The 26,779-nt window shown below is 59.4% G+C and carries 26 protein-coding genes and 1 other annotated feature; of the genes, 8 read left to right on the forward strand and 18 right to left on the reverse strand.

Annotated features, from left to right (window positions below; all coding sequences use genetic code 11):
- Positions 1-32: 32 nt before the first annotated feature.
- The 13 genes from ACZ5RT_RS02140 to ACZ5RT_RS02200 form a co-directional block, all read right to left on the reverse strand.
- Positions 33-1,676: an RNA-directed DNA polymerase gene (locus tag ACZ5RT_RS02140; RefSeq protein ID WP_464453362.1), complete on the reverse strand. Its 1,644-nt coding sequence runs from the start codon at positions 1,674-1,676 to the stop codon at positions 33-35.
- Positions 1,677-1,685: 9 nt separating this feature from the next.
- A complete protein-coding gene (locus tag ACZ5RT_RS02145) occupies positions 1,686-2,240 on the reverse strand; it encodes a restriction endonuclease subunit S (RefSeq protein WP_464453363.1) in 555 nt (184 codons plus the stop codon).
- Positions 2,241-2,496: 256 nt separating this feature from the next.
- A protein-coding gene (locus tag ACZ5RT_RS02150) for an IS3 family transposase (RefSeq protein ID WP_464452786.1) occupies positions 2,497-3,734 on the reverse strand; the annotation gives its coding sequence in 2 pieces (ribosomal slippage) (positions 2,497-3,443 and positions 3,443-3,734; 1,239 coding nt in all).
- Positions 3,337-3,453: a sequence feature (AL1L pseudoknot), on the reverse strand. It overlaps the preceding gene by 117 nt.
- A gap of 30 nt (positions 3,735-3,764) precedes the next feature.
- A complete protein-coding gene (locus tag ACZ5RT_RS02155) occupies positions 3,765-4,208 on the reverse strand; it encodes a restriction endonuclease subunit S (protein ID WP_464453364.1) in 444 nt (147 codons plus the stop codon).
- On the reverse strand, positions 4,205-5,659 hold the full coding sequence (locus ACZ5RT_RS02160; RefSeq protein ID WP_464453365.1) for a class I SAM-dependent DNA methyltransferase: 1,455 nt from the start codon (positions 5,657-5,659) through the stop codon (positions 4,205-4,207). Before ACZ5RT_RS02160 ends, ACZ5RT_RS02155 begins: the two co-directional genes overlap by 4 nt.
- An 83-nt stretch (positions 5,660-5,742) precedes the next feature.
- On the reverse strand, positions 5,743-7,071 hold the full coding sequence (locus ACZ5RT_RS02165; protein ID WP_464453366.1) for a type II toxin-antitoxin system HipA family toxin: 1,329 nt from the start codon (positions 7,069-7,071) through the stop codon (positions 5,743-5,745).
- 1 nt (position 7,072) lies between these two features.
- A complete protein-coding gene (locus ACZ5RT_RS02170; protein ID WP_416559416.1) occupies positions 7,073-7,342 on the reverse strand; it encodes a helix-turn-helix domain-containing protein in 270 nt (89 codons plus the stop codon).
- Positions 7,343-7,416: 74 nt separating this feature from the next.
- Positions 7,417-8,379: a DMT family transporter gene (locus tag ACZ5RT_RS02175; protein WP_464453367.1), complete on the reverse strand. Its 963-nt coding sequence runs from the start codon at positions 8,377-8,379 to the stop codon at positions 7,417-7,419.
- Between the two features lie 40 nt (positions 8,380-8,419).
- Positions 8,420-9,058: a trimeric intracellular cation channel family protein gene (locus ACZ5RT_RS02180; RefSeq protein ID WP_464453368.1), complete on the reverse strand. Its 639-nt coding sequence runs from the start codon at positions 9,056-9,058 to the stop codon at positions 8,420-8,422.
- Between the two features lie 11 nt (positions 9,059-9,069).
- Positions 9,070-10,389, reverse strand: coding sequence for a DASH family cryptochrome (locus ACZ5RT_RS02185; RefSeq protein ID WP_464453369.1), 1,320 nt, complete (start codon positions 10,387-10,389; stop codon positions 9,070-9,072).
- 3 nt (positions 10,390-10,392) lie between these two features.
- Positions 10,393-11,997, reverse strand: coding sequence for a cryptochrome/deoxyribodipyrimidine photo-lyase family protein (locus tag ACZ5RT_RS02190; RefSeq protein WP_464453370.1), 1,605 nt, complete (start codon positions 11,995-11,997; stop codon positions 10,393-10,395).
- Positions 11,994-12,533: a hypothetical protein gene (locus ACZ5RT_RS02195; protein ID WP_422172494.1), complete on the reverse strand. Its 540-nt coding sequence runs from the start codon at positions 12,531-12,533 to the stop codon at positions 11,994-11,996. The genes ACZ5RT_RS02190 and ACZ5RT_RS02195 overlap by 4 nt, the downstream gene beginning before the upstream one ends.
- Positions 12,534-12,557: 24 nt before the next feature.
- On the reverse strand, positions 12,558-13,556 hold the full coding sequence (locus ACZ5RT_RS02200) for a MerR family transcriptional regulator (RefSeq protein ID WP_464453371.1): 999 nt from the start codon (positions 13,554-13,556) through the stop codon (positions 12,558-12,560).
- Positions 13,557-13,680: 124 nt separating this feature from the next.
- On the opposite strand from ACZ5RT_RS02200, the gene ACZ5RT_RS02205 reads away from it, so the two are divergent.
- The 8 genes from ACZ5RT_RS02205 to ACZ5RT_RS02240 all read left to right on the forward strand — a co-directional run bounded on the left by ACZ5RT_RS02205 (position 13,681) and on the right by ACZ5RT_RS02240 (position 21,812).
- Positions 13,681-14,175, forward strand: coding sequence for an RrF2 family transcriptional regulator (locus ACZ5RT_RS02205; RefSeq protein ID WP_108427014.1), 495 nt, complete (start codon positions 13,681-13,683; stop codon positions 14,173-14,175).
- A gap of 117 nt (positions 14,176-14,292) precedes the next feature.
- Entirely contained in the window at positions 14,293-16,017 is a 1,725-nt protein-coding gene (locus ACZ5RT_RS02210; protein WP_464453372.1) for a PHA/PHB synthase family protein, read from the forward strand.
- 13 nt (positions 16,018-16,030) lie between these two features.
- The gene (locus ACZ5RT_RS02215; protein WP_291926308.1) at positions 16,031-16,267 is read left to right on the forward strand and encodes a DUF2789 family protein; all 237 of its coding nucleotides are present in this window, start codon (positions 16,031-16,033) and stop codon (positions 16,265-16,267) included.
- A 117-nt stretch (positions 16,268-16,384) separates the two neighbouring features.
- A complete protein-coding gene (locus ACZ5RT_RS02220; protein WP_464453373.1) occupies positions 16,385-17,230 on the forward strand; it encodes a GNAT family N-acetyltransferase in 846 nt (281 codons plus the stop codon).
- A gap of 29 nt (positions 17,231-17,259) precedes the next feature.
- Positions 17,260-18,147 (forward strand): UDP-2,3-diacylglucosamine diphosphatase, encoded by an 888-nt coding sequence (locus ACZ5RT_RS02225; RefSeq protein ID WP_464454176.1) that lies wholly within the window; start codon positions 17,260-17,262, stop codon positions 18,145-18,147.
- The gene (locus tag ACZ5RT_RS02230) at positions 18,144-19,190 is read left to right on the forward strand and encodes a glycosyltransferase family 4 protein (RefSeq protein WP_464453374.1); all 1,047 of its coding nucleotides are present in this window, start codon (positions 18,144-18,146) and stop codon (positions 19,188-19,190) included. The genes ACZ5RT_RS02225 and ACZ5RT_RS02230 overlap by 4 nt, the downstream gene beginning before the upstream one ends.
- Positions 19,191-19,260: 70 nt before the next feature.
- Positions 19,261-21,345, forward strand: coding sequence for a polyphosphate kinase 1 (gene ppk1, locus ACZ5RT_RS02235; RefSeq protein WP_464453375.1), 2,085 nt, complete (start codon positions 19,261-19,263; stop codon positions 21,343-21,345).
- Between the two features lie 5 nt (positions 21,346-21,350).
- A complete protein-coding gene (locus tag ACZ5RT_RS02240) occupies positions 21,351-21,812 on the forward strand; it encodes a SixA phosphatase family protein (protein ID WP_291926322.1) in 462 nt (153 codons plus the stop codon).
- A 114-nt stretch (positions 21,813-21,926) separates the two neighbouring features.
- Here the strand turns inward: ACZ5RT_RS02240 and ACZ5RT_RS02245 are convergent, their stop codons facing one another.
- From ACZ5RT_RS02245 to arsJ, 5 genes are all read right to left on the reverse strand, one after another.
- On the reverse strand, positions 21,927-23,429 hold the full coding sequence (locus ACZ5RT_RS02245; protein ID WP_464453376.1) for a Ppx/GppA phosphatase family protein: 1,503 nt from the start codon (positions 23,427-23,429) through the stop codon (positions 21,927-21,929).
- Between the two features lie 106 nt (positions 23,430-23,535).
- Positions 23,536-24,564, reverse strand: a complete 1,029-nt coding sequence (gene arsB / locus ACZ5RT_RS02250) for an ACR3 family arsenite efflux transporter (protein ID WP_464453377.1) — start codon at positions 24,562-24,564, stop codon at positions 23,536-23,538.
- Between the two features lie 55 nt (positions 24,565-24,619).
- Positions 24,620-25,108, reverse strand: a complete 489-nt coding sequence (locus ACZ5RT_RS02255) for an arsenate reductase ArsC (RefSeq protein ID WP_464453378.1) — start codon at positions 25,106-25,108, stop codon at positions 24,620-24,622.
- 28 nt (positions 25,109-25,136) lie between these two features.
- Positions 25,137-25,469, reverse strand: a complete 333-nt coding sequence (locus tag ACZ5RT_RS02260; RefSeq protein WP_464454177.1) for an ArsR/SmtB family transcription factor — start codon at positions 25,467-25,469, stop codon at positions 25,137-25,139.
- 23 nt (positions 25,470-25,492) lie between these two features.
- Positions 25,493-26,779 carry an organoarsenical effux MFS transporter ArsJ gene (gene arsJ / locus ACZ5RT_RS02265; RefSeq protein WP_422172483.1) on the reverse strand — a complete coding sequence of 429 codons (1,287 nt, stop codon included), beginning with the start codon at positions 26,777-26,779 and terminating at the stop codon, positions 25,493-25,495.

Here is a 26,779-nt window from a genome sequence, read left to right on the forward strand (position 1 = left end):
TTGAGGTCGTCGAGGGCGGTGAGTTTTTCAGTTTAGGTCGGTTTTTTTGCAGATGGGATTTTTAGAAACTGGAAATTTTGCGACTTCAATTCAGCTAAAAATCGCTGGGCGTTGTCCCGGAGTTCTTTTTCCGTCCAAAGTTGATAAATCAAGAGCCAATGCTTGTCACGCTCACGTTTATCCCAGGACTTGAGTTCTTTAGCTCGGTTCTTAATTGCCGTAACCACCTTTCCACGTTGGTTTCGGGTCGCATACTCAAATAGCAAGACATTGACGATGCAGTCATCAAGAGCCACGATTTCTTTGAATTCGTCGTCATTCAAGTTGAGTTGGATCTCGTGCTTCAGCGTGTAGAAAAGCGCATGAGCAATCGAGTCTGGGTACAACTTGCGCAGTCCCATTTTTGCCAATGAGCTTGAGAACTCTGAAACTTGTATCGCTAGATCATCATGTCCGTACCTGTCAAAAACATGTTTGTCCAATTGCGGTGCTAGGTATGGATATGCCAATGAAAGGTTTGTAGCTTCAAGTATGTAAAGTCTTCTTGCCCTTGAGTTCAATTTATGTGCTGGGTTGGCGAGCACTTTGATCGCGTAATTCAATGGCGTTGACTTGCAAGCGTTCTGCGAGCATTCCAAGGCCAGATCAAGAAATGAGCGGACTGTCGAAAACCGAATTTCCTCCTCCTTGGGAAAGGAAAAGCGATTCAATCTTTGAATCCAGTTTTCTGTGCTCGGTCGTGGAAGCGGCAAGATACGGGTCTTCTTGTCGTTGAGCGACATCTCGAAGCCACGCAAGCACAAACCTAAATGTTTTACGAAACACTCAGCTTGCGCATAGTCGTCTGCGTAAAAGGTGTAGTCATCAATGTGACGAGAAATTCGCTTAAACCCCTTAGCCAGCAATTCGGCATCAATTTTTGTGAGGATGATTTCCGAAATGATGTTGGATGAGTGTGGGCCGATCAGCAATCCATTGGTTTGCTGATCACGGGTGATTTGCGTGCACTTGTCTAGCAAGTTACCTGCCAGCACCGTTATGCTTTTCAATTTCTTGGAGGTCGCCTTTCCATGCAGAGCCCAAGGAATGGAATGGGTATAAATACTCGGAAAGCATGATGCCACATCGGCATGAACGACGTATTGCGTACCCGACATCCATCGAATTTCATCCTCTTCCAATTGGTAGCGTTCTTCTCCCTTGTAATTCATTTCGAAAATACTGCCGCTACCATTTGGCCTTACGTGGATTCGACTGATTGCCGGCTTAGGCTGATTGCAGTGTGTTGAAACTTCTTTCCAGTGCCGAGCGATCGCTAGCGATTGCACCGCATACGCTTCTGGGTGGGGAATACCAAGATGTCTCGGGATATTGATGTCGCGTAGCGCTTCGTACCTAATGTAGTCATGGGCTTTTGAATCAATGCTGTCTTTCAGCATTTTCTCGTCTGCTTCTACAAGAACGTCGCGCATGGCCAATGAAGCGATAACTGCCAATCCCTCGGATGTAAAGCAGGGCGGCACTTTGTCTGCAAACAGACCGAAATCTAGCAGGCCAGTTAAAACTGCAGCTTCGCTTAATTTTTCTTTGGTGGAGTCAAACCATTCTGGCGCGATAACCATATCCAGGAGAGCATCCACAGTGAATGGTGTGACTGGGGTTGTCGGTACGGTCATCGTGTGTACTTAGAGTTGTCCGTTGAAGGCTTGGTGGAGCAGGGATTTTTTGAGGTCGTCGAGGGTAGTGAGTTTTTGGCGGTAGATGGATTCGAGGCGAGTAGTCTCGGTTGCGATTTCATCCAAATTTTCTGAAATGCGCGTTTGCTCTTGCACAGAAGGTAATGCGACCTGATAGGCGAACAAGTGCTCTCGATTGACTTTAGGCATTCCCGCACGGGCCGAACCCTTGATTGCATACTCGGTAAAGGCTGGAGCCAGTAGCAGGTAGTAAAGATAGTCGCGGGTGATGACGCCCGTCTTAGGGGTCAATGGATAAATGTCTGCACTGCAAAGACCATTGAAATCTGGACGAACCACTTTCATCAAGTAGGGTCGTATCTTGCTGTACAGAACCATTGATTCGTCGAACAAGAACTTACCAGAAATCAGGTTTTCTTCACGAGCAGTTTTGACATCAACCAGTGCACCGGTTTTGGTTTCGATGTTTCCAGCGCCTACGTGGGGCAGATCCAAATATTGATTTTCTCTTGGATCAACCAGTTTAGAGGTGATGTCGCACACATCCGTCATTGAGTGTTTGGTTCTACCGCTTAATGTGCAGTCAACCAGTGATTGCAACGTGTTGTCAAAAAGCTCGCGGGCGTTTTGAAGGTTTTTTTCGGCGTTGGCTTTGGCGGTGGCGATGTCGGCAAAGGCTTCGTCGAGGAGGGTGACGATGCGGCGCTGTTCAGCAATTAATGGAAGTGCAACCTGAAAATTCCGTAAATCACTGAACTTCAGGTTTGAATCGCCCCGGTTTTCGTGGAGGCCAGTTGGTTTAAGTTGAGACCTCGGTCTCGTTCTTGCCGGCTAGCTGCCGGTAGTAGTTCTCCTCAGCTTCAGCCGGTGGAATATACCCAATCGAGCTGAGCAGTCGGTGGTGGTTGAACCAAGCCACCCATTCCAGGGTCGCCAGTTCCAGTGCCTCCTTGGTTTTCCAGGGTGCACGGCGGTGGATCAATTCGGCCTTGTACAGCCCATTGATCGTCTCGGCCAGGGCGTTGTCGTAGCTGTCGCCACGGCTGCCCACCGAGGGCTCTATCCCAGCTTGGGCCAGGCGTTCGGTGTAGAGAATGGAAACGTATTGAGACCCCCTGTCCGAGTGATGTATCAAGGCATCCGAGCGCTCGGGTTGCCTGTCAAACAGCGCTTGCTCCAGCGCATCGAGCACAAAGTCCGTGCGCATGGAGCTGCTCACCCGCCAGCCCACGATGCGCCGGGCAAACACGTCAATCACAAAGGCCACATATTGCCAGCCCTGCCAGGTGCTGACGTAGGTGAAGTCTGACACCCACAGCTGGTTGGGCCGATCGGCTTTGAACTGGCGATTGACTCTGTCTAGGGGGCAAGGTGCTGCTTTGTCCGGGACCGTCGTGCGGATGACCTTGCCCCTGCGCACACCCTGCAATCCCATGCGTTTCATGAGCCGCTCGACCGTACAACGCGCCACCTCAGTTCCTTCACGATTCATCTGGTGCCAGACCTTGTCGGCCCCATAGACCTGCATATTGGCCTGCCAGACGGCTTGGATCTTTGGCATCAGGGCTTCATCGCGTTTGGCTCGGGCGCAAAGCAGTTCGGGTTTGCGTTGGCGGGCAGCATGGCATCTGTAACCAGAGGGGGCAATTTGCAGCACTTTGCAAATCGGCTCGACCCCGTAGGTGGCACGATGTTTATCTACAAAGGCTCTCAGGACTTGAGTCGGCGGTCGAGCTCCGCCTGGGCAAAAAAAGCGCTCGCCAGCTTGAGGATCTCGTTGGCTTTGCGCAGCTCTTTGACTTCACGCTCAAGGTCTTTGATGCGGGCTCGCTCGTCAGAGCTGAGGCCATCGCGCATGCCTGCATCAACTTCGTGCTGGCGAACCCAGTCGTTGAGGGTTTGCGGCACACACCCGATCTTGGGGGCAATTGATTCAATGGTGGCCCAAAGAGATGGGTACTCGCCGCGGTGTTCGAGCACCATGCGGACAGCGCGTTCGCGCATTTCGGGTGAAAAACGGTTTGATTTCTTGCTCATGGCTCCATCTTCTCAAAGTGTGGAGCCTCCTCAAAATCCGGGGCGATTCAGGTTGTTGATATTGGCACCATCTGAGAGAGCAGCGATGAAATCCTTGTAAGCAGGGGAGGTCATCACATGGAAGAGGTAGCGCCCGTCCATTTCTGGCTTGGGTGTGATTTGGCCCATGAAGCCGCCGAAGGCGTAGTCGTATTCGTTGTCTATGAATGCGACTTTTCCAAGGTGTGACTTGCTACCGCTTGCGGTACAGATCAGTAGAGAGCCTTTCTTGATTCTTTTCTCGTTTGGCACATCAATGGTGTTTGCGATGTAGCGCAGATCTGTGAAGTCAAGGGTATTCGTTTCAAGGTCTACGTTATTGGCTCGTAGCACGACCACATTTGACTCTGCGACTTCATCGCTTTTGGCGTACGTCAGGCCTCGCTGAAACTCACACAATTCACCGAGCGGCTTTATTTCCCACCCCGACTTCATGTCAATAACCCCCGAATATTCTCCAGCACCTCCGCTGCCTCGGCATCCAGCGCCGCGATCTCATCCAGGATCTCTGCCGGGCTGCGGTGCACCACGGCTTCGCTTCCGTTCGGGTTTTTCACCGACAGGTCAAAGGTGTCGAGGTTGATGCTGTCGGCGGCTACGGTCCAGCTTTTGGGCGAGTCGGCAAAGGTCTTTTGCAGCTGCACAAACTCCACCAGGTCCGCGTCGTTCAGCGGGTTGGTTTTGCCCAAGGACCGGCCGGGGTCCAGTTGGTAGAACCAGGTCTGGCGGGTGGACTCGCCTTTGGTGAAGAACAGCACCACGGTTTTGACGCCCGCCCCCTGAAAGGTGCCGCCGGGGCAGTCCAGCACGGTGTGCAGGTTGCAATCCGTCAGCAGCTGTTTGCGCAGAGCCACGCTGGCGTTGTCGGTGTTGCTCAGAAACGTGTTTTTGATGACCACCGCCGCACGTCCCCCGGCACGCAGGCTTTTGATGAAGTGCTGCATGAACAAGAAGGCGGTTTCCCCGGTTTTGATGGGGAAGTTTTGCTGCACCTCTTTGCGCTCTTTGCCGCCAAAGGGCGGGTTGGCCAAGATCACGTCGTAGCGGTCGCGCTCCTGGATATCGTTGATGTTTTCGCCCAGCGTGTTGGTGTGCACGATGTTGGGCGCCTCGATGCCGTGCAGGATCATGTTCATGATGCCGATCACGTAGGCGAGGCTCTTTTTCTCTTTGCCGAAGAAGGTGCGCTTTTGCAGCGTCTCCAAGTCGTCGGCCTTGGTGGCCTTGGGGCTCAGATATGCAAAAGCTTCGCACAAAAAGCCCGCCGAGCCGCAGGCGGCGTCGTAAATGCGCTCGCCAATTTGCGGTTGCACCACCTCGATCATGGCGCGGATCAATGGGCGCGGTGTGTAGTACTCGCCGCCGTTGCGCCCGGCGTTGCCCATGTTTTTGATCTTGGCTTCGTACAGGTGCGACAGCTCGTGCTTTTGGGCCTGGCTGCCAAAGCGCAGCTCGTCGATGCGGTCGATCACATCGCGCAGGTTGTAGCCGCTTTGGATTTTGTTGGTGATCTCGCCAAAGACTTCACCAATTTTGTATTCGATGGTCTGCGGCCCGCTGGCGCGTTGCTTGAAGCCCGCCAGATACGGGAACAGTTGGCCGTTGACAAAGCCTTTGAGGTCGTCGCCCGTCATGGCGGCGTTGTGGTCGATCTTGCCGTCTGCGCCCTTGGGCGCGGCCCAGGCGGCCCAGCGGTAAGGCTCGCTCAAGATGAACTGGTAGTCACGCCCCTCCAGCACCGCCTCGGTGGCTTTGTCGGCTTCGAGGGCGTCGAGGTACTTTAAAAACAGCAGCCAGGAGGATTGCTCGGTGTAGTCCAGCTCGCTGGTGCACCCCGCGTCTTTGTGCAGGATGTCATCGATATTTTTAAAGGTTTGCTCAAACATAGGTTTGCATTTTAGGTGTGGTGTGGGGTCTCAAGCGGACGCAGGTCTTATTTGCTTTCGACCACTAGCGGCGATGTGGTCCTTCACCCGAGTCTTTCCAACGTGGCTTGCAAGCCCGCCAGGGTTTTGTCGAGTACGGCTGCCTTGAACCCATGTGGCAGTTGGGCTTGGGTGTTGGCGATGGCTTGCGGTGCTTGGGTCACGATTTCTTCGATCATGGATGCCACATCGGCTTTGAGGCCGCAGATTTTTGCGGTGCTGACCAGATGCCGTTGCAGCACTTCTTTGTGCTGGTAATGCTTGTTCTTGCCCCAAAAAGCCATGGCCAATTTGAGCTTGTGAATGGACCATTGGTTGGGGCCAGGTCCTTCAATCGGCCAGATCGACATGACGTCGTACAGCGGGGCGAGCTTGAATTGGCCTTGCGGCAAGATCTGAATGCTGAAATTTTTGGCGTGGCCATCGGGTGCGGCCAGCAGCCAGAACAAAATCTGGCTTTTCATGAAGTGACGCAGATCGGTCTGTGCCTGGGTTGAGCGCATCAACACTTGGGCAATGTCGCGCACGCCGGGGCCACCATCGGCTTCGTACTTCAGGTGCGATGGCAGGCCCAGGACCTGACAAAAATCTTCCTGCGGCAGCCGCATCCACCATTGGCCGGATGAATGCAGTTGGCGGTCAAAGCGCTCCACAGCCAACACGCGTTGAGTGCCAAAGGTGAGCACAGCGCACCGCGCTACCGGCAGACCGAATTCACGCAGCAGCGTCAGGCACAGCCATTCGTTGTCGACTGAGCTGCTCAGGTCCACTTTCTGGTTGCCCACCAGGCCCAGCGGCATTTTGAGGATGTGGGTGGTGGGCGTGGTGCCTTGGGGTCGCATCCATTGCCCTTGATGCCAGAGCAGCGCTGTTTTTTCCTGTGCGCCTGCCAAAGAGATGCGCAGATCGTCATCGGTGTTGGGGCTGCCCAAGGCGCTGGTGGGGTTGACCACACGCAGCAGGTGTTGTTCGACATCGGACTCGCTCATGCGGGTGCCTTCGATTTGGGTCACGTTGTGCGGCGCTTCGTCTTCGCCCAGCAATTGCACAGCCCCGACACAGTCCCGGCCGATGGCGCGCAACAAATCGAATGCATCGGTTGAGCCGGTTTTGAAACGTGTCGCCAGCCGACGGCGGATGGCCTCGTTGTCGGGCAGCAGGTTGTCAAAAAAATGTGCGACCGCTGGACCCTTGAGCGGGCTGTCGTCCAGGCCAAAGGGCAGTGACAGTGAAAGTGGTCTGCCTGCAGGGGCGCGCATCCAGGTGGGGTCGTATTGCAGCGACATGCCGCTGCGGCCACCCATGCGCCAGGTGCCTACGCGCTCACCGTTCGTCCAGATGGACAGTGCTTGGGTGTGTGCAGGGCGCCCCATGTCACCACTCCGGCGCGTCGCTGTCCCGCGCCAGCAGGGCTTGCGGCGCGGTGGTCTGACGTGGTTGAACGGTGAGTTCCAGACCCAGCGCATTGAGCACGGACAGCAACTGGCCCAGACCGATGTTCTCGGGTTGTTGTTCAAAAGCCGAGATGCGGCTTTGGCTGAGACCCACCCGGGACGCCAGTTCGGTTTGGCTGAGCTGGTTGTTTTTGCGGGCTGTTTTGAGAATTTGCCCCATTTGTGTGGGGGTGACGAGCGTGTGCGGCATGGCGTTTTATCCGTAAAACGAATAAATGCAATATACCCGCAAATCGAATAAATGCCAAATATTCGGATAACGAATCAAACTGCCTTGACCCGCACCCCGCCAATCACCCCCGCCACCAGCAGTGCAATGCCCGCCAGCGTGAGCGGTTCGGGCCACTGGCCGCGCAGCCAGAAGGCGTAGGCCAGCGCTGCCAGCGTTTCAAACACGATGAGCTGACCGGCCAAGGCGGTGGGCAGGCGTTGGCTCGCGGCGTTCCAGCACAGGGTGCCCAGCCAAGAGGCAAACAGGCCAATGGCCATCATGAGGCCGATGAATTCGAGCGGACGAGGGCCCAGCGGCATGGGCATCGGGTCGTGCGTGGCGATGGCCCATAGCCAATAGGCGGCATAGCCCAGCAGGGCCAGCGGCAAGGTGGCGATGCCTTGTGCCGTGGCCCAGACGCGGGGGTTGCGGTCAGGGTGGCCGCGCAGCCAGTCGGCGTTTTTCAGCGGGTACCAGGTCCAGCACACCACGGCGCCCACGGCCAGCACGGCACCCGTGATGTAGCGCGTGGTGTCGGCCGCCGGGTTTTGTACCAGGGCGGTCCACTCCACATGGTTGACGCAGGCGATGCCCAGCAGGATCAGCACCAGAGGCGGTGCGAGTTTGAGCCACGGAAAACGCCCGTCGCGCTGGTGGTTGAGCAGGTTGGCCGAGATGGCGATGACCACCGGCAGCGTGCCGATGATCATGGTGGGCAGCGCCCCGCCTGCGCGCTGGATGGCGCTGGCCAGAAACAGGTAATACAGCACATTGCCGATGGCCGCCAGCTTGAGCGCGGCCAGCCAATCGGCCCGGGAGAGCCGTCGCATCTCGGCGCGGTCCACAAAGGCCAGGGGCAGCGCGATGAGACCGAAGGCCAGATAGCGGCCAAAGGTGTGCAGCGCGGCGGGGTAGTCGGGCAGCATCAGCGGGCCCACAAACACCAGGCCCCACATCATGCCGGCGGCCAAAGAAAAGAAGATACCGCCCCAGAAGGCGGTAGGGTTTTGAGACATGGTTTGTGAAAATTGAGACATGGTTTGCAAAAAAGTCTTGTCAGGCCCGCCACGCGGGCAGCTGCCAGTTGCGCCACAGGGCCAGGCCACGCAGCCCGACCGTGACCACCACGCAACCCAGCAGCGCCACCCAGCCGGGGGCATCGGTGGACCAGAGGCCCACATAGGTCCAGCCGCCCACAAAGGCGCAGACCGCGTAAGGACGGTGGTCCTTGAAGGCGGTGGGGATTTCGTTGCACACCATGTCGCGCAGCACGCCGCCAAACACGCCTGTGATCAGGCCCATGAGCACGGCCACCACCGGGGGCATGGTGGACAGCAGCGCGTGGTGCACACCGGTGGCGGTGAACAGACCCAGCCCCAGAGCATCGGGCCAGAGGATGGCTTTTTCGGTGACTTCAAAATGGCGCTGGCGCATGAACAGCATGGCCACCACGCACAGGACCAGCACGCCCCAGAGCATTTCGGTGTGTTGCACCCAGAAAAAAGGCCGGTAGTCCAGCAGCAAGTCGCGCAGCGTGCCGCCGCCAAAGGCCGCCAGAAACGCCACCACGCACACGCCCACCGCGTCGAGCCGCTTGCGCGCCGCTTCCATCAGGCCCGACAGCGCAAAGGCGGCGGTGGCCGACAACTCGACCAGCAGGCGCAGGGTGTCACCCCAGGATTGAATGGCATACATGCACCCGATTATCAGGCCAGCCAGACCTGTCGGTAGCGGCCCTGCGGGTCGTGGTCTTGCGTTTGTTTGGCGGGGTTGAAGCGTCGGCCCACACGCGGGTCGGTGCCGCGGCCGCTCACGTACAGCCAGTTGCCCTGGTTGCTTTGGACATCAAAGTCCACCAGCTGCGACTCGAACCAGGCGGCACCCGCGCGCCAGTCGCAAGACAGGTCGTGCACCAGAAAGCTGGCCACGATCTGGCGCATGCGGTTGGAGGTGAAGCCGGTGGCGGCCAGCTCGCGCATGCCCGCGTCCACGATGGGCTCGCCCGTTTGGCCGCTGCACCAGCGTGCAAAGTCTTTCGGAAAGTGCGAGGGCTTGGGCAGGTTCGACAAACCTCGCGCCGCATAGAGCTGCGGGCCGTGCTGGAGGTGCAGCATGCGGAAGTTGTCGCGCCACAGCAATTCAAACCACAGCCAATACGTGCCGTCGTTGCTGCCGTGCTGTTGTTCATAGGCCTGCAGCTGGGCCCAGATGCGGCGGGCCGACACCGCACCCGTGGCCAGCCAGGGCGACCAGTGGCTGCTGGTGTGCTGGCCTTGCAGGGCGTTGCGGGTTTGTTTGTAGCGGTCGGGCCAGGGCGGCGTGAGGTAGCTGTGCAGGTGGGCCAAGGCGCTGGTTTCGCCGCCCCGGCAGGCGGCTTGGGTGTACGGAAAGTTCGAGCGCGGGTGTGCATCTTCCTCGGTGTGGGCTTGCAGCAACGCGAAGGGCTTTTCCGTCCAGCCGGGCAGGGTGGCCAGGGGGTCGTGGGGCGGCGCAGGCAGCTTGCTGGGCGCGGGCAGCGGGGCCAGGGGTTGGAGCCGCGCCGATTCGATGCGTTGGCGAAACACCGTGAACACCTGCGGCATGTCTTCGGCCGCAAAGGGCAGGGCGTCGGGTTCGATCAGGCTGGACTGCCACAGGGTTTTGACCGTGAGGCCTGCGTCGGTCAGGGCCTGCACCTGCGCTTGTTCTTCGGGCGCGGCGATGTCTTCGCAAAACACGGTGTCTGCGCCCACATGGCGTGCGCAAGCGGGCAGCACCTCGGCCACGGGGCCGTGCAGCAACACCAGGCGCTGGCCCAAAGCCTCAAGCGACTTTTGAAGGTCTGCCAACGTGTCGGCCAGAAAGCGCCTGCGGTGCGTGCCCATGCGGCGAAAACCCCAGGCCGTGGGCGCGTCTTGCACCGGTTCGTGCACATAGACCAGCAGCAGGGCTTGGCCATGGGTTTGGGCGTGCTCAACAGCTTGTTTCAAGGTGCGTTGGTCGTGCAGGCGCAAGTCGTTTCGGAACCAGAAGAGGGTGGTGCGCATGGGTTAAAAATCAAAGCCCAGCTGGGCGCTGGGTGGGGTGTTGGCATCGGAAGACGGACGCGTTTTTCGGCGGGCGGTCTTGGGGCTATCGCTGTCACGGTCGCGGGTGAACACGTCACGTTGCTGGCCGCTGCCGTGTTTGCGCGAGGCGTGTTTTTCAACAATGGCTTTTTTCCCGGCCTTCACACCCGGCTCGGCCCGCCGGGCGTGCAGCGCGGCTTTGGCGGTGCGCGTGGCCTCGGACAAGTCCACCACGGGCAGGGGAATGTCGGCGTCGGGCCCGCTGCCCACCGTCAAGCCACAGTGGCGCTGCACCTCGGGCGGCATGAGCCAGGGCTCGAACAGCCAGGTGTCGGGTACGCGGCGCATGTGGGGCAGCCAACGGCGCACAAAGATGCCTTTGGGGTCGTGGTCTTGCGCTTGCTTGATCGGGTTGTAGACCCGCGTGGTGTTGATGCCGGTGGTGCCCGACTGCATTTGCAGCTGACTCCAGTGGATGCCGGGCTCGTAATCCAGAAACTGCGTGGCCAGCCATTGGCCCACGGGCCGCCAATCGAGCCAGAGCGGGTAAGCCGCCACCGACACCAGCATGGCCCGCATGCGAAAGTTCAGCCAGCCTGTCTCGTGCAGCATGACCACGCAAGCGTCCACCATGGGCCAGCCGGTGCGGGCCGATGTCAGGGCCGCAAAGTGGGTGTCGTTCCAGCCTTCTTCGCGCAAGCCGTCGTAGCCCTGGTGCATGTTGCGCCACTCGATTTCGGGCTCACTCTCGAGCTTCTGGATGAAATGGCAGTGCCAATACAAGCGGCTCATGAAACCGATGAGTCCGGCTTTGTGCCTGCCCGCCTGCGGCGGCAAAGCGTCGAGCGCAGCGCGGGTGGCCTGCACCACCTCGCGCAAGCTGATGCAGCCATAGGCCAGGTACGCCGACAAACGTGAGCAGGCGGTGGGCGAGGACAGCGGTGACGAGATGCCGCCTCGGTAACCCAGCGCACGCGCATCCAGAAAGCTGTGCAAGGTCTCGAGCGCCAGGCGCCGCCCACCGCGCTGGCGCTGGGCCGGGTTGTGTTGCAGGCCGGGGGGCGCACGCATGCATTCGGGGCCGCGTGATTCAGCCATCGGAAAAAATGTCAAAGCAGGCCAGACGGCCTGCGGCGCGGCCATGTGCGCCTCCCAGCGGGCTTGCCAGGTGTTGCGGCTTTTGAGGCGTCGCACCACGCCAAACTGAGGCAGCTCGGTCCAGGCCACCCCCGCGCTGCGGCACCACGCGCCCACTTGCAGGTCACGCTCGTAGGTGAAGGCGTTGCCGGTTTCTTCGTGCGAGACCAGTTCGGCAAAAGGCGCTTGGGCATGCAGCGCGGCCAGCACCTGCACCGCAGGTCCTTCGCGCACCTGCAAGCTGCCGCCCAGCGCCTGCAGTTCGTCGTGCAGTTCATTCAGCGATTCGCGCACGAACTCGAAGTGCTGCAAGGCGGCATCGGGCTGCGCCCACAAACCGGGCTCGACGATGTAGAGGCACAGCACCGGGCCAAGGGCTGCCGCGTGCGTCAGTGCGGCATGGTCATGCAGCCGCAGGTCGCGTTTGAACCAGACGACGCGGTAAGTCAAAACCATGCTCCATAAGAGAGCGCTGCATAGCGGCTGGCTTCAATAGGCACGCAGTCGATCAGGGCCTGAGGCATCTCCGGGGCTTGTTGTTGCAAATACCGGCGTACAAAATTGGCCGTTTGCCAAGGTGCTGTGGAGCCGCTCCACACAGCGCTGTCCTGGATGAGCCAAGCATCACCTTGCAGGCGCAACACCACGATGCTGGGGTTGAGAGTTTTGAATGCGACTTCGGCAATGGCCCAGTCTGCTTGCAGGTGCAGTTGCAAGAGTTGGGCTTCCAATGAGTCCGGCAGGCTGTGTTGCTGAATGGTTTGCAGCACCGCCTGGGCCGTGGCCGTGTCGGGGGCTTCGGCGCGAACGCGCTGACAGTCTTGTCGCCACGGCCGCCAGTGCTCGGCCATCCAGCCTTGAGGATCGAACTTTTGGCCGTTGATCTCCAGCAGGATGCCGTGGTCCTGGCGAACCCAGTCGATGTGGCTGTCCATGACCAAAAAGCCGGTCACGCCGAGCAAGGTGGCGGCCACGTGTCGTTTCATGTGCAGTTCAGCCGCGCGTGCTGTTCAGGTCGGGTCCTGCAGGGAGATGCCTTCGTGATCGGCCACCATCTGCAGGGCCTTTTCAAGCAAGGCACGGGCTGTGCCAGCCATCTTGTGGAGCTGCGTGTGCAACTCGCTGTCTTTGGGGCTTTGTTGCAAGCAGTCCAGGCTGTAGTCTTCGAAACGGCCCAACTGGCCAATCAGCTCGGCCACATGGCGAGGGCATTCGCACAGCACCTGGCTGGGAATATTGGCCACCCGCTGCAGCACCGCATCTGAAAACTGGCGTGGCGGCACGGGGTCGTTCAGGTGCGGCAGGCCCCAGGAGGCGTCAGTCAGCGCTGGGCGTGTGCTGCGCACGATGTTGGCCAAAGCCGCATCGTTCAGGGGTTCACGGTGCAGCAGGCAGCCCGCGCGGGCCAGGCTGTCGATGGCTTTCATTTGGCCAAAGCCATACAACACCACGGTCTGGCGTGCGCTCAATTGCGCGGACAAATCGAGAATTTGCTGGGCACTGCTGTCGCTCAGGTTGTTCACCGCGACCATGAGCACATCGGTGTCGGCGGCCTCGGGGTTCTGGCGGGCTTCGTTCAAATCGGCCCACACCGCTTGAATGTGCACAGCGGGTCCTGGGTAGGTGGATCTGAAGTGTTCGGATTGCAAACGCTCGGCCAAGTGGTGACCGACCAGCACCCAGCGATGGCGCTGGCTGTCAGGGGATCGCGGCGCTGGCGCTGACCCGCGTGCCATCTGGGAGCCAGTTTGCAACAACTGCTGCAACTGTGCGGTGCTCAGCCCGGCAATCAAGCTGATGCCGTGTCCTTGGCTGGTCAGTGACTTGAGCAATGTGGCTTTGCGCAGGTCTTCCTCGTCGTAGAGCCTGTGCTGCCCTTGGGTGGTGGCGGGCGAGAAGGCGCTGTAGCGCGTTTGCCAGATCCGCAAGGTGGGCACAGGCACGCCGCTGAGCTTGGAAACGGCACCGATGCGGTAAAGCGCTGGACGGGGATCGAGGGTGTTGGGCATTGTCTTGTTTATGTATTGAGTAGATATTTTAAGGTAAAAATAGATTTATTGAGAAATAAAACAGGATATGAGTGGATTTTACGTGTTTAAACCATACAATACCGATTCAAATGAGGAGCGCATCATGATCCTGAAGAAAACAGCCAAAGCCGTTGACATCGCGGTTTTCATCACTTCTCGTTCAGCCGTGGAGCCCGTGACGACCGAAGAGATCGCTTCGGGCCTGGGGTTGTCGTCCTCTTACACGGAGTCGATACTCAAGGAGCTGCGTGAGGCCGGATTGATCCGGGCACACCGTGGCCCGGGCGGCGGCTACCAGATCCGCGGCAACCCCGAAGACATCAGCTTGTGGGATGTGGTCAAGCACTTTGAAGTGGTGCACAGCTTTGACGAGCTGTACCCCGACGATGGCCATCCGATGAAGTCATTGGAAGCCGACATCCAACGCCACCTGCAAGAAACACTGGCCTCGCAGACCCTGGACGATGTCGCCGTGCCCTTCATGCCACGCGACGCCCGCGTGACTTCCATGCTGGGCCAATTCCGCCTCAAGCCCTTGCCTGCGCCGGTCATGCCGCGAGCGCCCAATTCGGTGTTTCAGCTCAGCATGATGCTCTGAAGCTGAGCTGCGGGCCTGTGCCACAGGCCTGGCTTGGACTACACCGAAAGGTGAATGTTCAAGCGGTGCGCTACCGTCTAGCATGGCAGCGTGCACATTTTTGGTCATCCCCTTTCTGTGAGCGCTCCGCGTCCCGGTCCGATTCTGGACCGTTGGGCGCACACGCAGCTGTCACCTTTCACGCAAGGTATTTCGACCGTCTCGCTTCGCATGGCTTTCGACGACTGGGCGAGCCACTTGGCCATGAACCCGGCCGAGCAACTCAAACTGCTGCAGCTGGGGGTGTTGAGCGCGCAGGAGTGGGCGCACTATGCAGCGCAGGCACACGACCAACACTGCAAACCCTGCATCGAGCCCATGGTGCATGACACCCGTTTTTCGCACCCTGGCTGGCAGGCCTGGCCCTTCAATGCCATCAGCCAGGCCTTCTTGCTCACACAGCAATGGTGGCAAGAGGCCACGACCGGTGTGCGTGGCGTGTCACCCCACCATGAATCGGTGGTCAATTTCGCGGCTCGTCAGTGCCTGGACATGGTGTCACCCGCCAACTTCGTGCTGACCAATCCCGAGGTGTGGCAACGCACCCAGGAAACCATGGGGGCGAATTTGCGTCAGGGTTTTCAGAATTGGCTGGAAGACGCCCAGCGTTGGCAGCGAGGCCAGCCACCCGCAGGCACCGAGGCTTACCAGGTGGGGCAGCAGGTGGCCATCACGCCGGGTCAGGTCATTTACCGCAACCACCTGATCGAGTTGATCCAGTACGCCCCCAGCACCGATCGGGTGCGACCCGAACCTGTGTTGATCGTGCCGTCCTGGATCATGAAGTACTACATCCTCGATTTGTCTCCGCACAACTCCTTGATCCGCTTCATGGTGGATCAAGGTCACACGGTGTTCGCCATGTCCTGGGTCAACCCGGACTCGGATGACCGGGATCTGGACATGGACGATTATTTGCGCATGGGCGTGATGGACGCGCTGGAGGTGGTGTGCGCTGTGGTGCCCAGACAAAAAGTGCATGCGCTGGGCTATTGCCTGGGCGGCACACTGCTGGCCATCGCAGCGGCCGCCATGGCCAGGGACGCCGATGACCGCTTGGCCAGCTTGACGCTGCTGGCGGCACAAACCGACTTCACCGAGCCTGGCGAGTTGGAGCTGTTCATCGACGACAGCCAGGTGGCGCACCTGGAAGACATCATGTGGGACAGGGGCTATCTGGACAGCAGCCAGATGGCCAGTGCCTTTCAGTGGATGAATTCGAACGATCTGATCTGGTCGCGCCTGCTCAAGCACTATTTGCTCGGTGAACGCGCACCCATGAGCGATCTGATGGCCTGGAACGCAGACGGCACGCGCTTGCCATACCGCATGCATGCCGAGTATTTGCGGCGCATGTTCCTGAACAACGACCTGGCCAGTGGCCGTTATCCCGTGCACGGCAAACCCGTGGCCTTGACCGCCATCCAGTGTCCGATTTATGCCTTGGGCACCGTTCATGACCACGTGGCCCCATGGCGATCGGTGCACAAGCTGCACCTGCTGACCAATGTGGACACCACCTTTGTGCTGACATCAGGGGGGCACAATGTGGGCATCGTCAATCCGCCGGGTGTACCGGGGCGCAGCTTCCAGGCGCTGACACGTCGGCACGATGGGGCCTATCTGGACCCGGACGCCTGGTTGCGTGCAGCCAGCCGACACGAAGGCTCGTGGTGGACGCACTGGTTGAGCTGGTTGCAGGACCATTCCGGTGAGCCGGGTCCACTGCCCAACATGGGTGCGCCCGACATGGGTTTGTCCCCGCTGGCTGACGCGCCCGGACACTACGTTTTGAAGAAATGAGGAGGTACTGCCCATGGACCCCGTTCACCACCCGTTTCACGAGTTGTTTGCGCAGCTGGGTTTGCCTTGTGATTCGCGCAGCATTGCGCAGTTCATTCGGGCGCACAGCCCCTTGCCGGGCGATATCGCCTTGGCCGACGCTGCTTTCTGGACAGTGGCTCAAGCCAACTTCTTGCGGGAAACCTGGCAACAGGACTCCGACTGGACGCACCAGGTGGATCAGCTCAACAAGGCCTTGCGAGCCCACTGACCCCCGGTTTTGACCGGGACTCTACACGTTCCGCGTCACGAAGAATTCACGCCATTGACTTTTTCATGTCATGTCGCTTTTGGATCATGGCTGCATTGATCCAAAGGAGAACTGGTCATGAAAGAGTTGCCGAACCCCACGTTCGCGTTGTCCCCGGTGAGTTTGCCCAGGGGGTTACTTCATCCGGCGCAGGTCCAAACCCCTGTGGATTTCCTGCCTCGACGTGCCCAAAATGCTATTCACGTCACTTGGGCAAAACATCAAGACGAAGTGCGCGAAGCACAAAAACTGAGGTTTGATGTTTTCGGCACAGAAATGGGCGCACGCTTGTCGACCCAGGTGCCCGGCCATGACATCGATCTGTTCGACGATTACTGCGAGCATTTGCTGGTCCGGCACGGCGCGTCGGGCTTGGTGATTGGCACCTACCGTGTGCTCACGCCAGCCCAGGCCAAACGCGTGGGCAGCACCTACAGCGACACCGAGTTTGACCTGACCCGTCTGCGCGACATGCGTCAGCGCATGGTGGAGTTGGGCCGCAGTTGCGTGCACGCCGAGCACCGCCAGGGTGGCGTCATCATGGCCCTGTGGGGGGCTTTGTTTGAATTCATGGACCGCAACCGCCTGGACACCATGATCGGTTGCGCCAGTATTCCCATGCTCCACAACGGTGTGGTGACGGGTGATGCCGCAGCCAGCATCTGGAACCAGTTGCGTCAGAGCCATCTGGCCGATATCCAATACCATGTCCGGCCGCGTTTGCCATTGCCCATCGATGAGCTGGACAGCAACTTGCCGATCGAGCCGCCCGCGCTGATCAAGGGCTATCTGCGCTTGGGTGCCAAGGTGCTGGGTGCGCCCGCCTGGGACCCGGATTTCAACACGGCCGATTTGCCGATGATGATGCGCACCGCAGACTTGCCAGCGCGTTACCGCAAGCATTTTTCAGCGGCTGTCAGATGACTGTGTCGTCAACCTCCTTGCAGCACGCGCTGCTGCTGAAAACCTTTGACGCCAGTCTGGCGCAGGATGGAGTGCATGGCTCACCCGCCCATGTGTCGTCCCCGTCCGCACAGGACGAGGATGACGACGCTGCAGACCGCCCTCGTTTGAGGGCGATTTTCATTTCAGACCTGCACATCGGCACACCGGGATTTCAGGCCGAGGCCTTGCTCGACTTTTTGAAGCACCACCCGAGTGATGTGCTGTATTTGGTGGGTGACATTGTCGACGGATGGCAGCTGCGCAGGCGCTGGTTCTGGCCGCAAAGTCACAACGATGTGGTGCAGAAACTGTTGCGCAGGGCGCGCAAAGGTTGCCGCGTGGTCTATGTGCCTGGTAACCACGACGAGTTTGCCCGGCATTTTGTGGGCCATGCTTTTGGCGGCGTGGAGGTGGTGCATGAAACGACCCACACCACCGCTCAGGGGCTCAAGTTGTGGGTGATGCATGGCGATCATTTTGATGGCGTGATCCAGTGCGCCAAGTGGCTCGCGTATGTGGGTGACTGGTTGTACGAGTTGACCCTCCGAATCAACCGGCACCTGAACAGCTTCAGGGCCCGTGTGGGGCTGCCCTACTGGTCTTTGTCCGCGTACCTCAAGCTCAAGGTCAAGAAGGCGGTGAACTTCATCAGCGATTTCGAAGTGGCCGTAGCGCACGAAGCCAAGCGCCGAGGCTTTGATGGCGTGGTGTGCGGGCACATCCACCATGCAGAAATACGGGATGTGAATGGTACCTTGTACTGCAACGATGGCGATTGGGTAGAAAGCCGGACCGCCTTGGTCGAGCATGCCGATGGTCATCTCGAAATCGTCCATTGGGGCTCGCATGCGGTGGTGCGCCAACGGGTGGCTGCAGCTCAGGTGGTGCACGCATGAAGCTCGCCCTCATCACCGATGCCTGGCACCCTCAGGTCAATGGCGTGGTGACCACGCTGCATGAGCTGGTGCAAGCCCTGAGCATGGGGGACGTCGAGGTGACGGTGATCCACCCCGGACAGTTCCGCAACCGCCCCTGTCCGGGTTATGCGGGCATTGATCTGGCGGTTCGCCCTTACAAAGCGCTGGCCAAAGTGCTGGACACATTGCAGCCCGATGCGGTTCACATCGCCACAGAAGGCCCTTTGGGCTGGGCGGCGCGCAAGCATTGCCAGAAAAAAGGTTGGCAATTCACCACCGCCTTCCACACCAAGTTTCCAGAAATCCTGAAAGCAGCGCTGCGTGTGCCCTTGTTTCTGGGCTACGGCCTGTTTCGTCATTTTCACCGCCCGTCTTCGGGGGTGATGGTGCCGACCCAAGGCGTGCTGAACATGCTGCATAGCCGTGGTTTTCAATCACTCAAGCCGTGGACCCACGGGGTGGACCTGAAATTGTTTGACCACCACGCCGAGCCGCTGGATATGCCGGAATTGGAAGGGTTTCCGCGCCCTTACGCCTTGTTTGTGGGGCGAGTTTCTTACGAGAAAAACATCGATGCGTTTCTGGACTTGAAGCTGGATGGAACCCGCATCGTGTGTGGTGTGGGGCCTTTGGAAGCGCAGCTCAAGGCGCGTTACCCGAATGTGGTCTGGATGGGGGTGTTGCCGCGCCAGCAGTTGGCCAAGGTCTATGCCGCAGCCGACGTGTTTGTCTTTCCCTCGCGCAACGAAACCTTTGGTTTGGTCATGCTCGAAGCCATGGCTTGCGGCACCCCTGTGGCCGCATACCCGGTCGATGGCCCTTTGCAAGTGCTCGGCCATGCTGAAGGTCAGACGATGGGGGGTGTGCTGTCGGAAGACCTGGCCGAGGCGGTTCGCCAATGCCTGACCCTTCCAAGGGCCGAGTGCCGACAGCGGGCAGAGGCATTTGCCTGGCCGAAGACGGTCGAGTTGTTCGTGTCCCATCTGGTGCCGGTATCGGGCGCTGCACCCATGGGAGGCTGATTCACAGTCTTGTCATCAAATTGACACAGCGAATTCCTAGAATGATTTTTCAATCCATTCAGACACGGTCATGGTTCATTCAAAAGTCGAGACTTCCTTTGCAAACGAGCGGCAAGCCTTGCTCGACCGCGATCAGAGCATCTTGTCCTTCAACGAGCGGGTGCTGGATTGGGCGCACCGCCCGGAAGTGCCAGTGCTCGAGCGTTTGCGCTATTTGTGTATCGTGTCTTCCAACCTGGACGAGTTTTTTGAGGTGCGGGCAGAGCCCCATGTGATGGGCAGCCTGCAAGGCCTGAAGTCGGGGGAATACACCGAAGCCAGTCTTGCCGCCTTGGCTGAAAAAACCAGCGCCATGGTGGCGCGTCAATACGCCCTGTACAACGACGACTTGTTGCCCACTTTGCAGCGCAAGGGTTACCGGATCTTGTCGCACGGCGAGCGCAATGCGGCTCAGCGCCAATGGGTGCGCAGTTATTTTCAACGCGAAGTTCAGCCTTTGCTGGTGCCAGTGGGGTTGGACCCGGCGCACCCGTTCCCGCAGGTGGCCAACAAGTCCTTGAATTTCATCGTTCAGCTGTCGGGCAAGGACGCCTTTGGTCGCTCCAATGAGATCGCGATTGTCAAAGTTCCCCGCGTCTTGCCGCGCCTCATTCCACTGCCCGAGCGGGTGTGTGACGGCACCACCGCCTTTGTGATGCTGTCCAGTGTGATCCGTGCGCATTTGGCTGAATTGTTTCCGGGCCGTGAAGTGGGGCAGTTCTCACAGTTTCGGGTGACGCGTAACTCCGAGCTGGCGGTTGACGAAGACGAGATAGCCAATTTGCGCATGGCTTTGCGGCAGGGTTTGCAGCACCGCCACTATGGTCAGGCGGTCCGGCTGGAGGTTTCGGCCAGCTGCTCGCCGCGTTTGGCAGAATTTTTGCGCAAGGAATTCCAACTCCCCGAATCCTCGGTGTTTCGGGTCAACGGTCCGGTCAATCTGGTGCGTCTGATGCAGTTGATCGATCTGATCGATGCGCCGGAGTTGCTGTTTCCGCCCTACAAGGCAAGTTTCCCTGCGCAAGTGCCGCAGCACGGCTCGATCTTTGCGCGCCTCAAAACGGGTGATGTGATGATTCACCAGCCCTTTGAGAGTTTCGACGGCGTTCTGGCTTTTCTGCGCGAAGCCGTGATGGACCCGAACGTGCTGGCCATCAAGCAAACGATTTACCGAGCAGGCAGCGATCCCACGATGATGGATTTGCTGCGCGAGGCGGTGCGTCGGGGCAAGGAAGTCACAGCTGTGGTGGAGCTCAAAGCCCGATTTGACGAAGAAGCCAACATCAACTGGGCAGAGCAGCTCGAATCGATTGGGGTGCAGGTGGTGTACGGCATCGTCGGCCTCAAGACACATGCCAAGATGCTTTTGGTGACCCGCCGCGAAGGCCGCTCCCTCAAGCGCTACGGACATTTGTCGACCGGCAATTACAACCGCCGCACCGCAGCGCTGTACACCGACATCAGCTACCTCACAGCAGACGCTGACATCACATCGGACATGGACCAATTGTTTGGTCACTTGGCCAGCCAAAGCCGCTTGCCCAAAATGAAGCGCTTGCTGGTCGCGCCTTTTCAGCTGCACAGCGACTTGCAATCGCGCATCGAGGCGGTGGGTGACGCGGCGGCGCGTGGTGACTTTGCACGCATCGTCATCAAGATGAACGCCCTGACCGACCAACCGCTGATCGAGGCTTTGCTGGAAGCCGGACAAAAGGGCGCGAAGATTGACTTGATCGTGCGGGGCGCTTGCATGTTGCCTGCGCGTGTGGCGGGTTTGAGTGAAAACATCCGCGTGCGCTCGGTCATTGGCCGCTTTCTGGAACATTCCCGTGTGTTTTATTTCTGCGCCGGTCAGGAAGAGTCGCTGTATTTGTCCAGCGCCGACTGGATGAGTCGCAACATGACACGCCGGATCGAGCTGGCCTGGCCTGTGACCGACCCGGTTTTGCGTCAGCGCATCATCGACGAATGCCTGATCGCCTACCTGCACGATGGCCGTGACGCCTGGGATTTGGCGGCAGACGGTCAATACCACCGGGTCGGTCTGACGGTTCCAGGTCATGGTGCACAAAACGCCTTGATGCAGCGCTACGGGGCGTCTACCCAAGGGGACTGAGAGCGATGGATTTGATTTTGTGGCGTCACGCCGAGGCCCACGAGGCCGAACCCGGAGAAGATGACTTGCAAAGGGCTCTGACGCCGCGTGGCCGCAAGCAGGCCGAGCGCATGTCGGTTTGGCTCGAAAGCCAGCTGCCAGAAGGCACGCGCATTTTGAGCAGCCCTGCGGTCAGGGCCGAGCAAACGGTTCGTGCTCTCGGGCGCAAATACAAAGTTCGCGATGCCTTGTCACCGGGCGCTTCGGTGCAGGATATTCTGGAAACAGCAGGTTGGCCCGATGCCAAGTACCCGGTTTTGCTGGTTGGGCACCAGCCCGCACTGGGGGCGGTGATTTCACAGTTGCTGCGCATGCCCGATGCGGCGTGCGCGGTGCGCAAGGGGGCCGTATGGTGGTTGCGCAGGCGCAGCCGTGAAGGTCAGGATCAAACCGTTTTGCTGACCGTGACCGCCCCAGAGCGTCTGTGAGGAGGCTCAGTCCTTGGCGGGCCGACCGGTTTTGATGGTCGGAACGCTGCTCAGCGCCTTTTTGAAGCTCACGTCAGTCAGACCATGTGCGCGCTCACTGTGTGCGGATGGTTGTCAGTCTGTGAGCACTTCGAACTGCCATTCGGTTTTTTGCCAAGCCGTTTTTTCTTCACGCAAGAGGTGGGCCGACTGCGGCCAGAGCTCGGCCCAGTCGCTGCGCAAGGTCAAGCGCGCGGTGCGTTGCAGGGCATCGCAGTGGATGGTCAAACCCGACAGGTCCGGGTCGCGTCGGGCATGGCACAAAATGACCGCCAATCGGAGCGCCATGAGCTGCTGGACAAAGCTGGCGTCATCCATCTCGATTTCAAGTTTGCGCAATTTGCCCCGATGCCCCAACACCAATTGGCTCAGGCGGTGCAACTCATTGAGGGTGAAGCCGGGCAAGTCGGTGTTGTCCAGGATGTAAGCGCCATGCTTGTGGTAATCGCTGTGCGAGATGCGCATGCCGGTTTCGTGCAACTGGCAGGCCCAGTGAAGTTTTTGCAGATAGCGCTGACGATCTTGCGCTGAAGTGCTGCCGCTTTCCGGGATGAGCGATTGCAACAGGCTTTGGGCCGTGCGTGACACCCGTTCGGCCTGCAGCTTGTCGGTACCAAAGCGTTGCGCCAGCCAGTCCACCATCGATGACCTGACATCCTGTGTGCTTTCCCGATCGATCAGATCGTAAAGCGCACCGTGCCGGAGCGCACCTTGGGCCGCTTGCATCTCGTCGATGTGCAGCAGATCAAACACCGCTTGCAAGACGGCCAGCCCCCCACCAATCACGGGCTTGCGGTCTTCCTTGACCCCTTCGAGCCGCAGGTTGTCTGGTTTTTGGGCTTTGAGCAGGCGGTCCTTGAGCCAGGCGAGGCCTTCGCGGGTGATGAGACCCTCTGGCCACCCGGAAGCGGTCAAGACATCGGCCACAGCACCGACCGTGCCGGACGAGCCATAGCATTTGTCCCAGTGGTTGCGGTTGAACAGGATCTGGGCTTCATCAAGCACCGCCTTGGCCGCAATTTCCGCAGATTTGAAGCAGGCCGGTGTCCAAATCCCGTCGGGAAAGAACTTCATGGACCAGGCCACGCTGCCCACGCGGTAAGACTCCAGCGTGTTGGCTTTTTCACGTTGACCCAAAATCATCTCGGTCGAGCGACCTCCGATGTCCACCACCAGGCGACGCTCATCGGATTGCGGCAGCAGGTGTGACACGCCCAGATAGATGAGTCGGGCTTCTTCCTTGCCGGCGATCACCTCGATCGGGAAGCCCAGTAGGCGTTTGGCCTTGCTCAGAAAAACATCGCGGTTGCGTGCTTCGCGCAGGGTTTGCGTGGCCACGGCCCGCACCTGGCTGGGGCGAAAGCCTGCAATGCGTTCGCCAAATCGGGCCAGGCATTCCCAGCCCCTGGTCATGGCCTCTTCTGTCAGATGGCGCTCGGCGTCCAGCCCATTGCCTTGCCGAACGGTCTCCTTGATGTATTCGACCCGCCGCAGTTGTCCCGCATCCATCTGACCGATTTCGAGGCGAAAGCTGTTGGACCCCAGGTCAATGGCAGCGTAAAGGGACTTGGTTTGCATGGACGCAGTGGGTACGGCAAAAGAGCCACAGATTATGTGACGGATGTATGAAACTTGAATGACAGCCCAAAACGCAGTCGAGACAGGTTAAAGCGCAGGCCGGGTTTCAAGGGGTTGTCTGGGCCACTGACCGGGGTGCCCAGGCGTTGACCAGTGCGACCAGTGTCAACATCACCGGCACCTCGACCAACACGCCCACCACCGTGGCCAAGGCTGCGCCCGATTGCAGGCCAAACAGCGAGATGGCGACCGCCACAGCGAGTTCAAAAAAATTGGACGTGCCAATCAGGCAGGCCGGTCCCGCCACGTTGTGCGGCAGCTTGAGCCAGCGTGCGCCCCACCAGGCGATGAAAAAAATACCATAGGTCTGCAACACCAAGGGTACGGCAATCAAGGCGATGACGAGTGGTTGCTCGATGATCGTATGAGCTTGAAAACCGAACAACAGCACCACGGTGGCGATCAAGCCACTGATCGACAGTGGTTTGAGTTGCGCAACACGGCGCTGCAGCCGCTCGCTGCCTTGGGTCAGCCACCTCTGGCGGCACGCCATGCCTGCGGCCAGTGGCAAGACCACATACAAGACGGTGGAGAGCAGCAGCGTTTCCCAGGGCACGGTGACATCGGTCACACCCAGCAAAAAAGCGGCGATGGGGGCAAAGGCCACCACCATCACCAGGTCATTCACCGACACCTGGACCAGCGTGTAGTTGGCATCGCCCTTGACCAGCTGGCTCCACACAAACACCATGGCCGTGCACGGGGCCACGCCCAGCAAAATCATGCCCGCAATGTAGTCATTGGCCGATTGGGGATCGACCCAGGGGGCAAACAGGTATTTGAAAAACAGCACGCCCAAAGCGGCCATGGTGAAAGGCTTGATGAGCCAATTGACCACCAGGGTCAGCAGCAGGCCCTGCGGTTTTTTCCCCACGTCTTTCACTGCGCTCCAGTCGATCTGCACCATCATCGGGAAAATCATGACCCAGATGCACAGCGCCACCACCAGGTTGACATGCGCCCATTCCAGGCTGGCCACGACCTGAAAAATCCCGGGGGCGATCAGGCCCAAGCCCACCCCAGTGAGGATGCCCAAGGCGACCCAGATCGACAGGAAACGTTCAAAAATACCCATGCTGTTGTTCAGTTCTTGTGTGTGGGGTGTCCCGCGCCAGGGCGCGGAGGGATCTTCAGGACTGGCCAATCCGATCCAGCTCTTTTTTCAGCGACAAACGGTCCAGCTTGTCGATAGGCAGGCTGAGCAAAATCGATATCCGGCGGTGCAATTTGATGAACGCCTCCCGGAAGGCCTTGTCTTTGTTGGCTTCACTGCCGCTGGCGTGCGAAGGGTCTTCCACGCCCCAGTGCGCACTCATGGGCTGGCCAGGCCAGACCGGGCAGACTTCACCGGCAGCGTTGTCGCAAACGGTGATGACGAAGTCCATGACCGGGGCATCGGGCGTGGCAAATTCAGACCAGCTTTTGCTGCGCAGCCCTTGGGTGTTCAGCTGGTGCCGCGTGAGGCAGCGCAGGGCTTCTTCCTTCACGGTGCCATCGGGTTGGCTACCCGCGCTGTAGGCCACAAAACGGTGCGGCCCCAGGTGGTTCATGATGGCTTCGGCCATGATGCTGCGTGCGGAGTTGGCAGTGCAAATGAAAAGGATGTTGTGTTTTTTCATGTGAGCGTCCATGGGTGAGAAAAAATCGTCAGCAGCATGCGGTGTCACACGCCACGGTGGGCATGTCGTCGCAAGGCACGCCTTGGCAGCAGTGGTCGGTCAAGAAGCCGACCAGGTTTTGCATGGTCGGCATGTCGGCGCGGTAACGCATGAACCGGCCTTCGCGTTGCACGCTCACCAGGCCCGCATGGTGCAGTTCCTTGAGGTGAAAGGACAGCGTGTTGGCAGGCACCGCCAGCGCTTGCGTCAACTGGCCCGGTTGCATGCCTTCAGGGCCTGCACCCACGATGGCGCGGAACAAACGCAGCCGCGAGGTTTGCGCCAAAGCCGCCAGTGCCTTGACGGCGAGGTCTTCGTCCATGGCGTTCAAAACGGTGTCGGTGGTCATGGGGTGCCTGTCTTTTCTGAAGGGGGGGTGTGCTCAAGCAAGCCCAAGGGCAGGCGCAGTGTGGTCAGCCAGCACAGCAGCAGCATCAGCGCCGATCCCAAGAGGGCGTACAACAGCCCGCCCCATTGGTACAGCAGGCCTGACAGCAGCGTGCCCATGAAGCGGCCCAGCGCGTTGGCGGCGTAGTAAAAGCCCACGTCTTCGGCCGCTTTTTCAGAGCCTGCATAGGCCAGCACCAAATAACTGTGAACCGAAGAGTTGATGGCAAAGGCAAAGCCGAACAGGCTCAGACCCCCGACCACCCACCATTGCAGCTGCGGCGCTTGCAGCCAAAGCGCAGCGGCGATGCCCAACGGAATGAGCGTGAGCACCGCCGACCACCAGCGGGCTGCAGGCACTTCGCGGCTCAGACCGTCGGCGCTGCGGCGCACCAGCTGCGGGGCCAGTGCTTGCACCAGGCCATAGCCAATGGTCCACGCGGCCAAAAAGCCGCCCACCATGGTGAAGGTCCAGCCCACCGAGTAGAGGAACACCGGTACGCCCACCACAAACCAGACATCACGCGCACCAAACAAGGCCACGCGGGCGGCGGCCAGTGCGTTGATGCCTGCGCTTTTGGCGAACAACTCTTTGGCCGAGCCCGAAGGCTTGCTCTTGCCCATCATGGGCGGCAGGCTCGTCACCACCCCGATCAGCACCAAGGCAAGAAGGCCCGACATGGCCCACAGCGAGCCCTGAAAACCCAGCGTCTCCAGCAGCAAACCACCCAGAAAAAAGCCAAAGCCTTTCATGGCGTTTTTGCTGCCCGTGAACCAGGCCACCCACTTGAAGAGTTGGCCGTTGCCTTGGTCTTTGGCTTGCGCCTGCGTGATCTTGATGGCCGATTTGCTGGCGGTTTTGGTCAGGTCTTTGGCCACGCCACACACGCCCTGCGCCAGCACCACCCAAGCCACCGACATGGTTGCTGTCCACTCGGGCTGTAAGGCCGAGAGCAAACCAAAGCCGATGATCTGCGTGACCAGTCCCACGGTGAGCATGCGGGCGATGCCAAAGCGTGTGGCCAGCCAGCCGCCGATCAGGTTGGCCAACACACCCGCGCCTTCGTAGAGCAAGAACAAAAAGGCCAGCGTGAACGGCGAGTAACCCAGCTTGTAAAAGTGCAGCAGCACCAACATGCGCAACGCGCCGTCGGTCAGGGTGAAGCCCCAATAGGCGGCGGTCACGATGCCGTATTGACGTTCTGCGGCGGTGATACCGCCGTCGTTGCGCTCAGCCGCGTTCAT

The organism is Limnohabitans sp. TEGF003 (genome assembly GCF_055395455.1).

What these genes read in the sequence shown, in the direction of transcription:
- ACZ5RT_RS02140 (WP_464453362.1), bottom strand. Translation starts at nt 1,676, where the DNA reads ATGACCGTACCGACAACCCCAGTCACACCATTCACTGTGGATGCTCTC.
- ACZ5RT_RS02155 (WP_464453364.1), bottom strand. Translation starts at nt 4,208, where the DNA reads ATGAAGTCGGGGTGGGAAATAAAGCCGCTCGGTGAATTGTGTGAGTTT.
- ACZ5RT_RS02160 (WP_464453365.1), bottom strand. Translation starts at nt 5,659, where the DNA reads ATGTTTGAGCAAACCTTTAAAAATATCGATGACATCCTGCACAAAGAC.
- ACZ5RT_RS02165 (WP_464453366.1), bottom strand. Translation starts at nt 7,071, where the DNA reads ATGGGGCGCCCTGCACACACCCAAGCACTGTCCATCTGGACGAACGGT.
- ACZ5RT_RS02170 (WP_416559416.1), bottom strand. Translation starts at nt 7,342, where the DNA reads ATGCCGCACACGCTCGTCACCCCCACACAAATGGGGCAAATTCTCAAA.
- ACZ5RT_RS02175 (WP_464453367.1), bottom strand. Translation starts at nt 8,379, where the DNA reads ATGTCTCAAAACCCTACCGCCTTCTGGGGCGGTATCTTCTTTTCTTTG.
- ACZ5RT_RS02180 (WP_464453368.1), bottom strand. Translation starts at nt 9,058, where the DNA reads ATGTATGCCATTCAATCCTGGGGTGACACCCTGCGCCTGCTGGTCGAG.
- ACZ5RT_RS02185 (WP_464453369.1), bottom strand. Translation starts at nt 10,389, where the DNA reads ATGCGCACCACCCTCTTCTGGTTCCGAAACGACTTGCGCCTGCACGAC.
- ACZ5RT_RS02195 (WP_422172494.1), bottom strand. Translation starts at nt 12,533, where the DNA reads ATGAAACGACACGTGGCCGCCACCTTGCTCGGCGTGACCGGCTTTTTG.
- ACZ5RT_RS02200 (WP_464453371.1), bottom strand. Translation starts at nt 13,556, where the DNA reads ATGCCCAACACCCTCGATCCCCGTCCAGCGCTTTACCGCATCGGTGCC.
- ACZ5RT_RS02205 (WP_108427014.1), top strand. Translation starts at nt 13,681, where the DNA reads ATGATCCTGAAGAAAACAGCCAAAGCCGTTGACATCGCGGTTTTCATC.
- ACZ5RT_RS02215 (WP_291926308.1), top strand. Translation starts at nt 16,031, where the DNA reads ATGGACCCCGTTCACCACCCGTTTCACGAGTTGTTTGCGCAGCTGGGT.
- ACZ5RT_RS02220 (WP_464453373.1), top strand. Translation starts at nt 16,385, where the DNA reads ATGAAAGAGTTGCCGAACCCCACGTTCGCGTTGTCCCCGGTGAGTTTG.
- ACZ5RT_RS02230 (WP_464453374.1), top strand. Translation starts at nt 18,144, where the DNA reads ATGAAGCTCGCCCTCATCACCGATGCCTGGCACCCTCAGGTCAATGGC.
- ppk1 (WP_464453375.1), top strand. Translation starts at nt 19,261, where the DNA reads ATGGTTCATTCAAAAGTCGAGACTTCCTTTGCAAACGAGCGGCAAGCC.
- ACZ5RT_RS02240 (WP_291926322.1), top strand. Translation starts at nt 21,351, where the DNA reads ATGGATTTGATTTTGTGGCGTCACGCCGAGGCCCACGAGGCCGAACCC.
- ACZ5RT_RS02245 (WP_464453376.1), bottom strand. Translation starts at nt 23,429, where the DNA reads ATGCAAACCAAGTCCCTTTACGCTGCCATTGACCTGGGGTCCAACAGC.
- arsB (WP_464453377.1), bottom strand. Translation starts at nt 24,564, where the DNA reads ATGGGTATTTTTGAACGTTTCCTGTCGATCTGGGTCGCCTTGGGCATC.
- ACZ5RT_RS02255 (WP_464453378.1), bottom strand. Translation starts at nt 25,108, where the DNA reads ATGAAAAAACACAACATCCTTTTCATTTGCACTGCCAACTCCGCACGC.
- ACZ5RT_RS02260 (WP_464454177.1), bottom strand. Translation starts at nt 25,469, where the DNA reads ATGGACGAAGACCTCGCCGTCAAGGCACTGGCGGCTTTGGCGCAAACC.
- arsJ (WP_422172483.1), bottom strand. Translation starts at nt 26,779, where the DNA reads ATGAACGCGGCTGAGCGCAACGACGGCGGTATCACCGCCGCAGAACGT.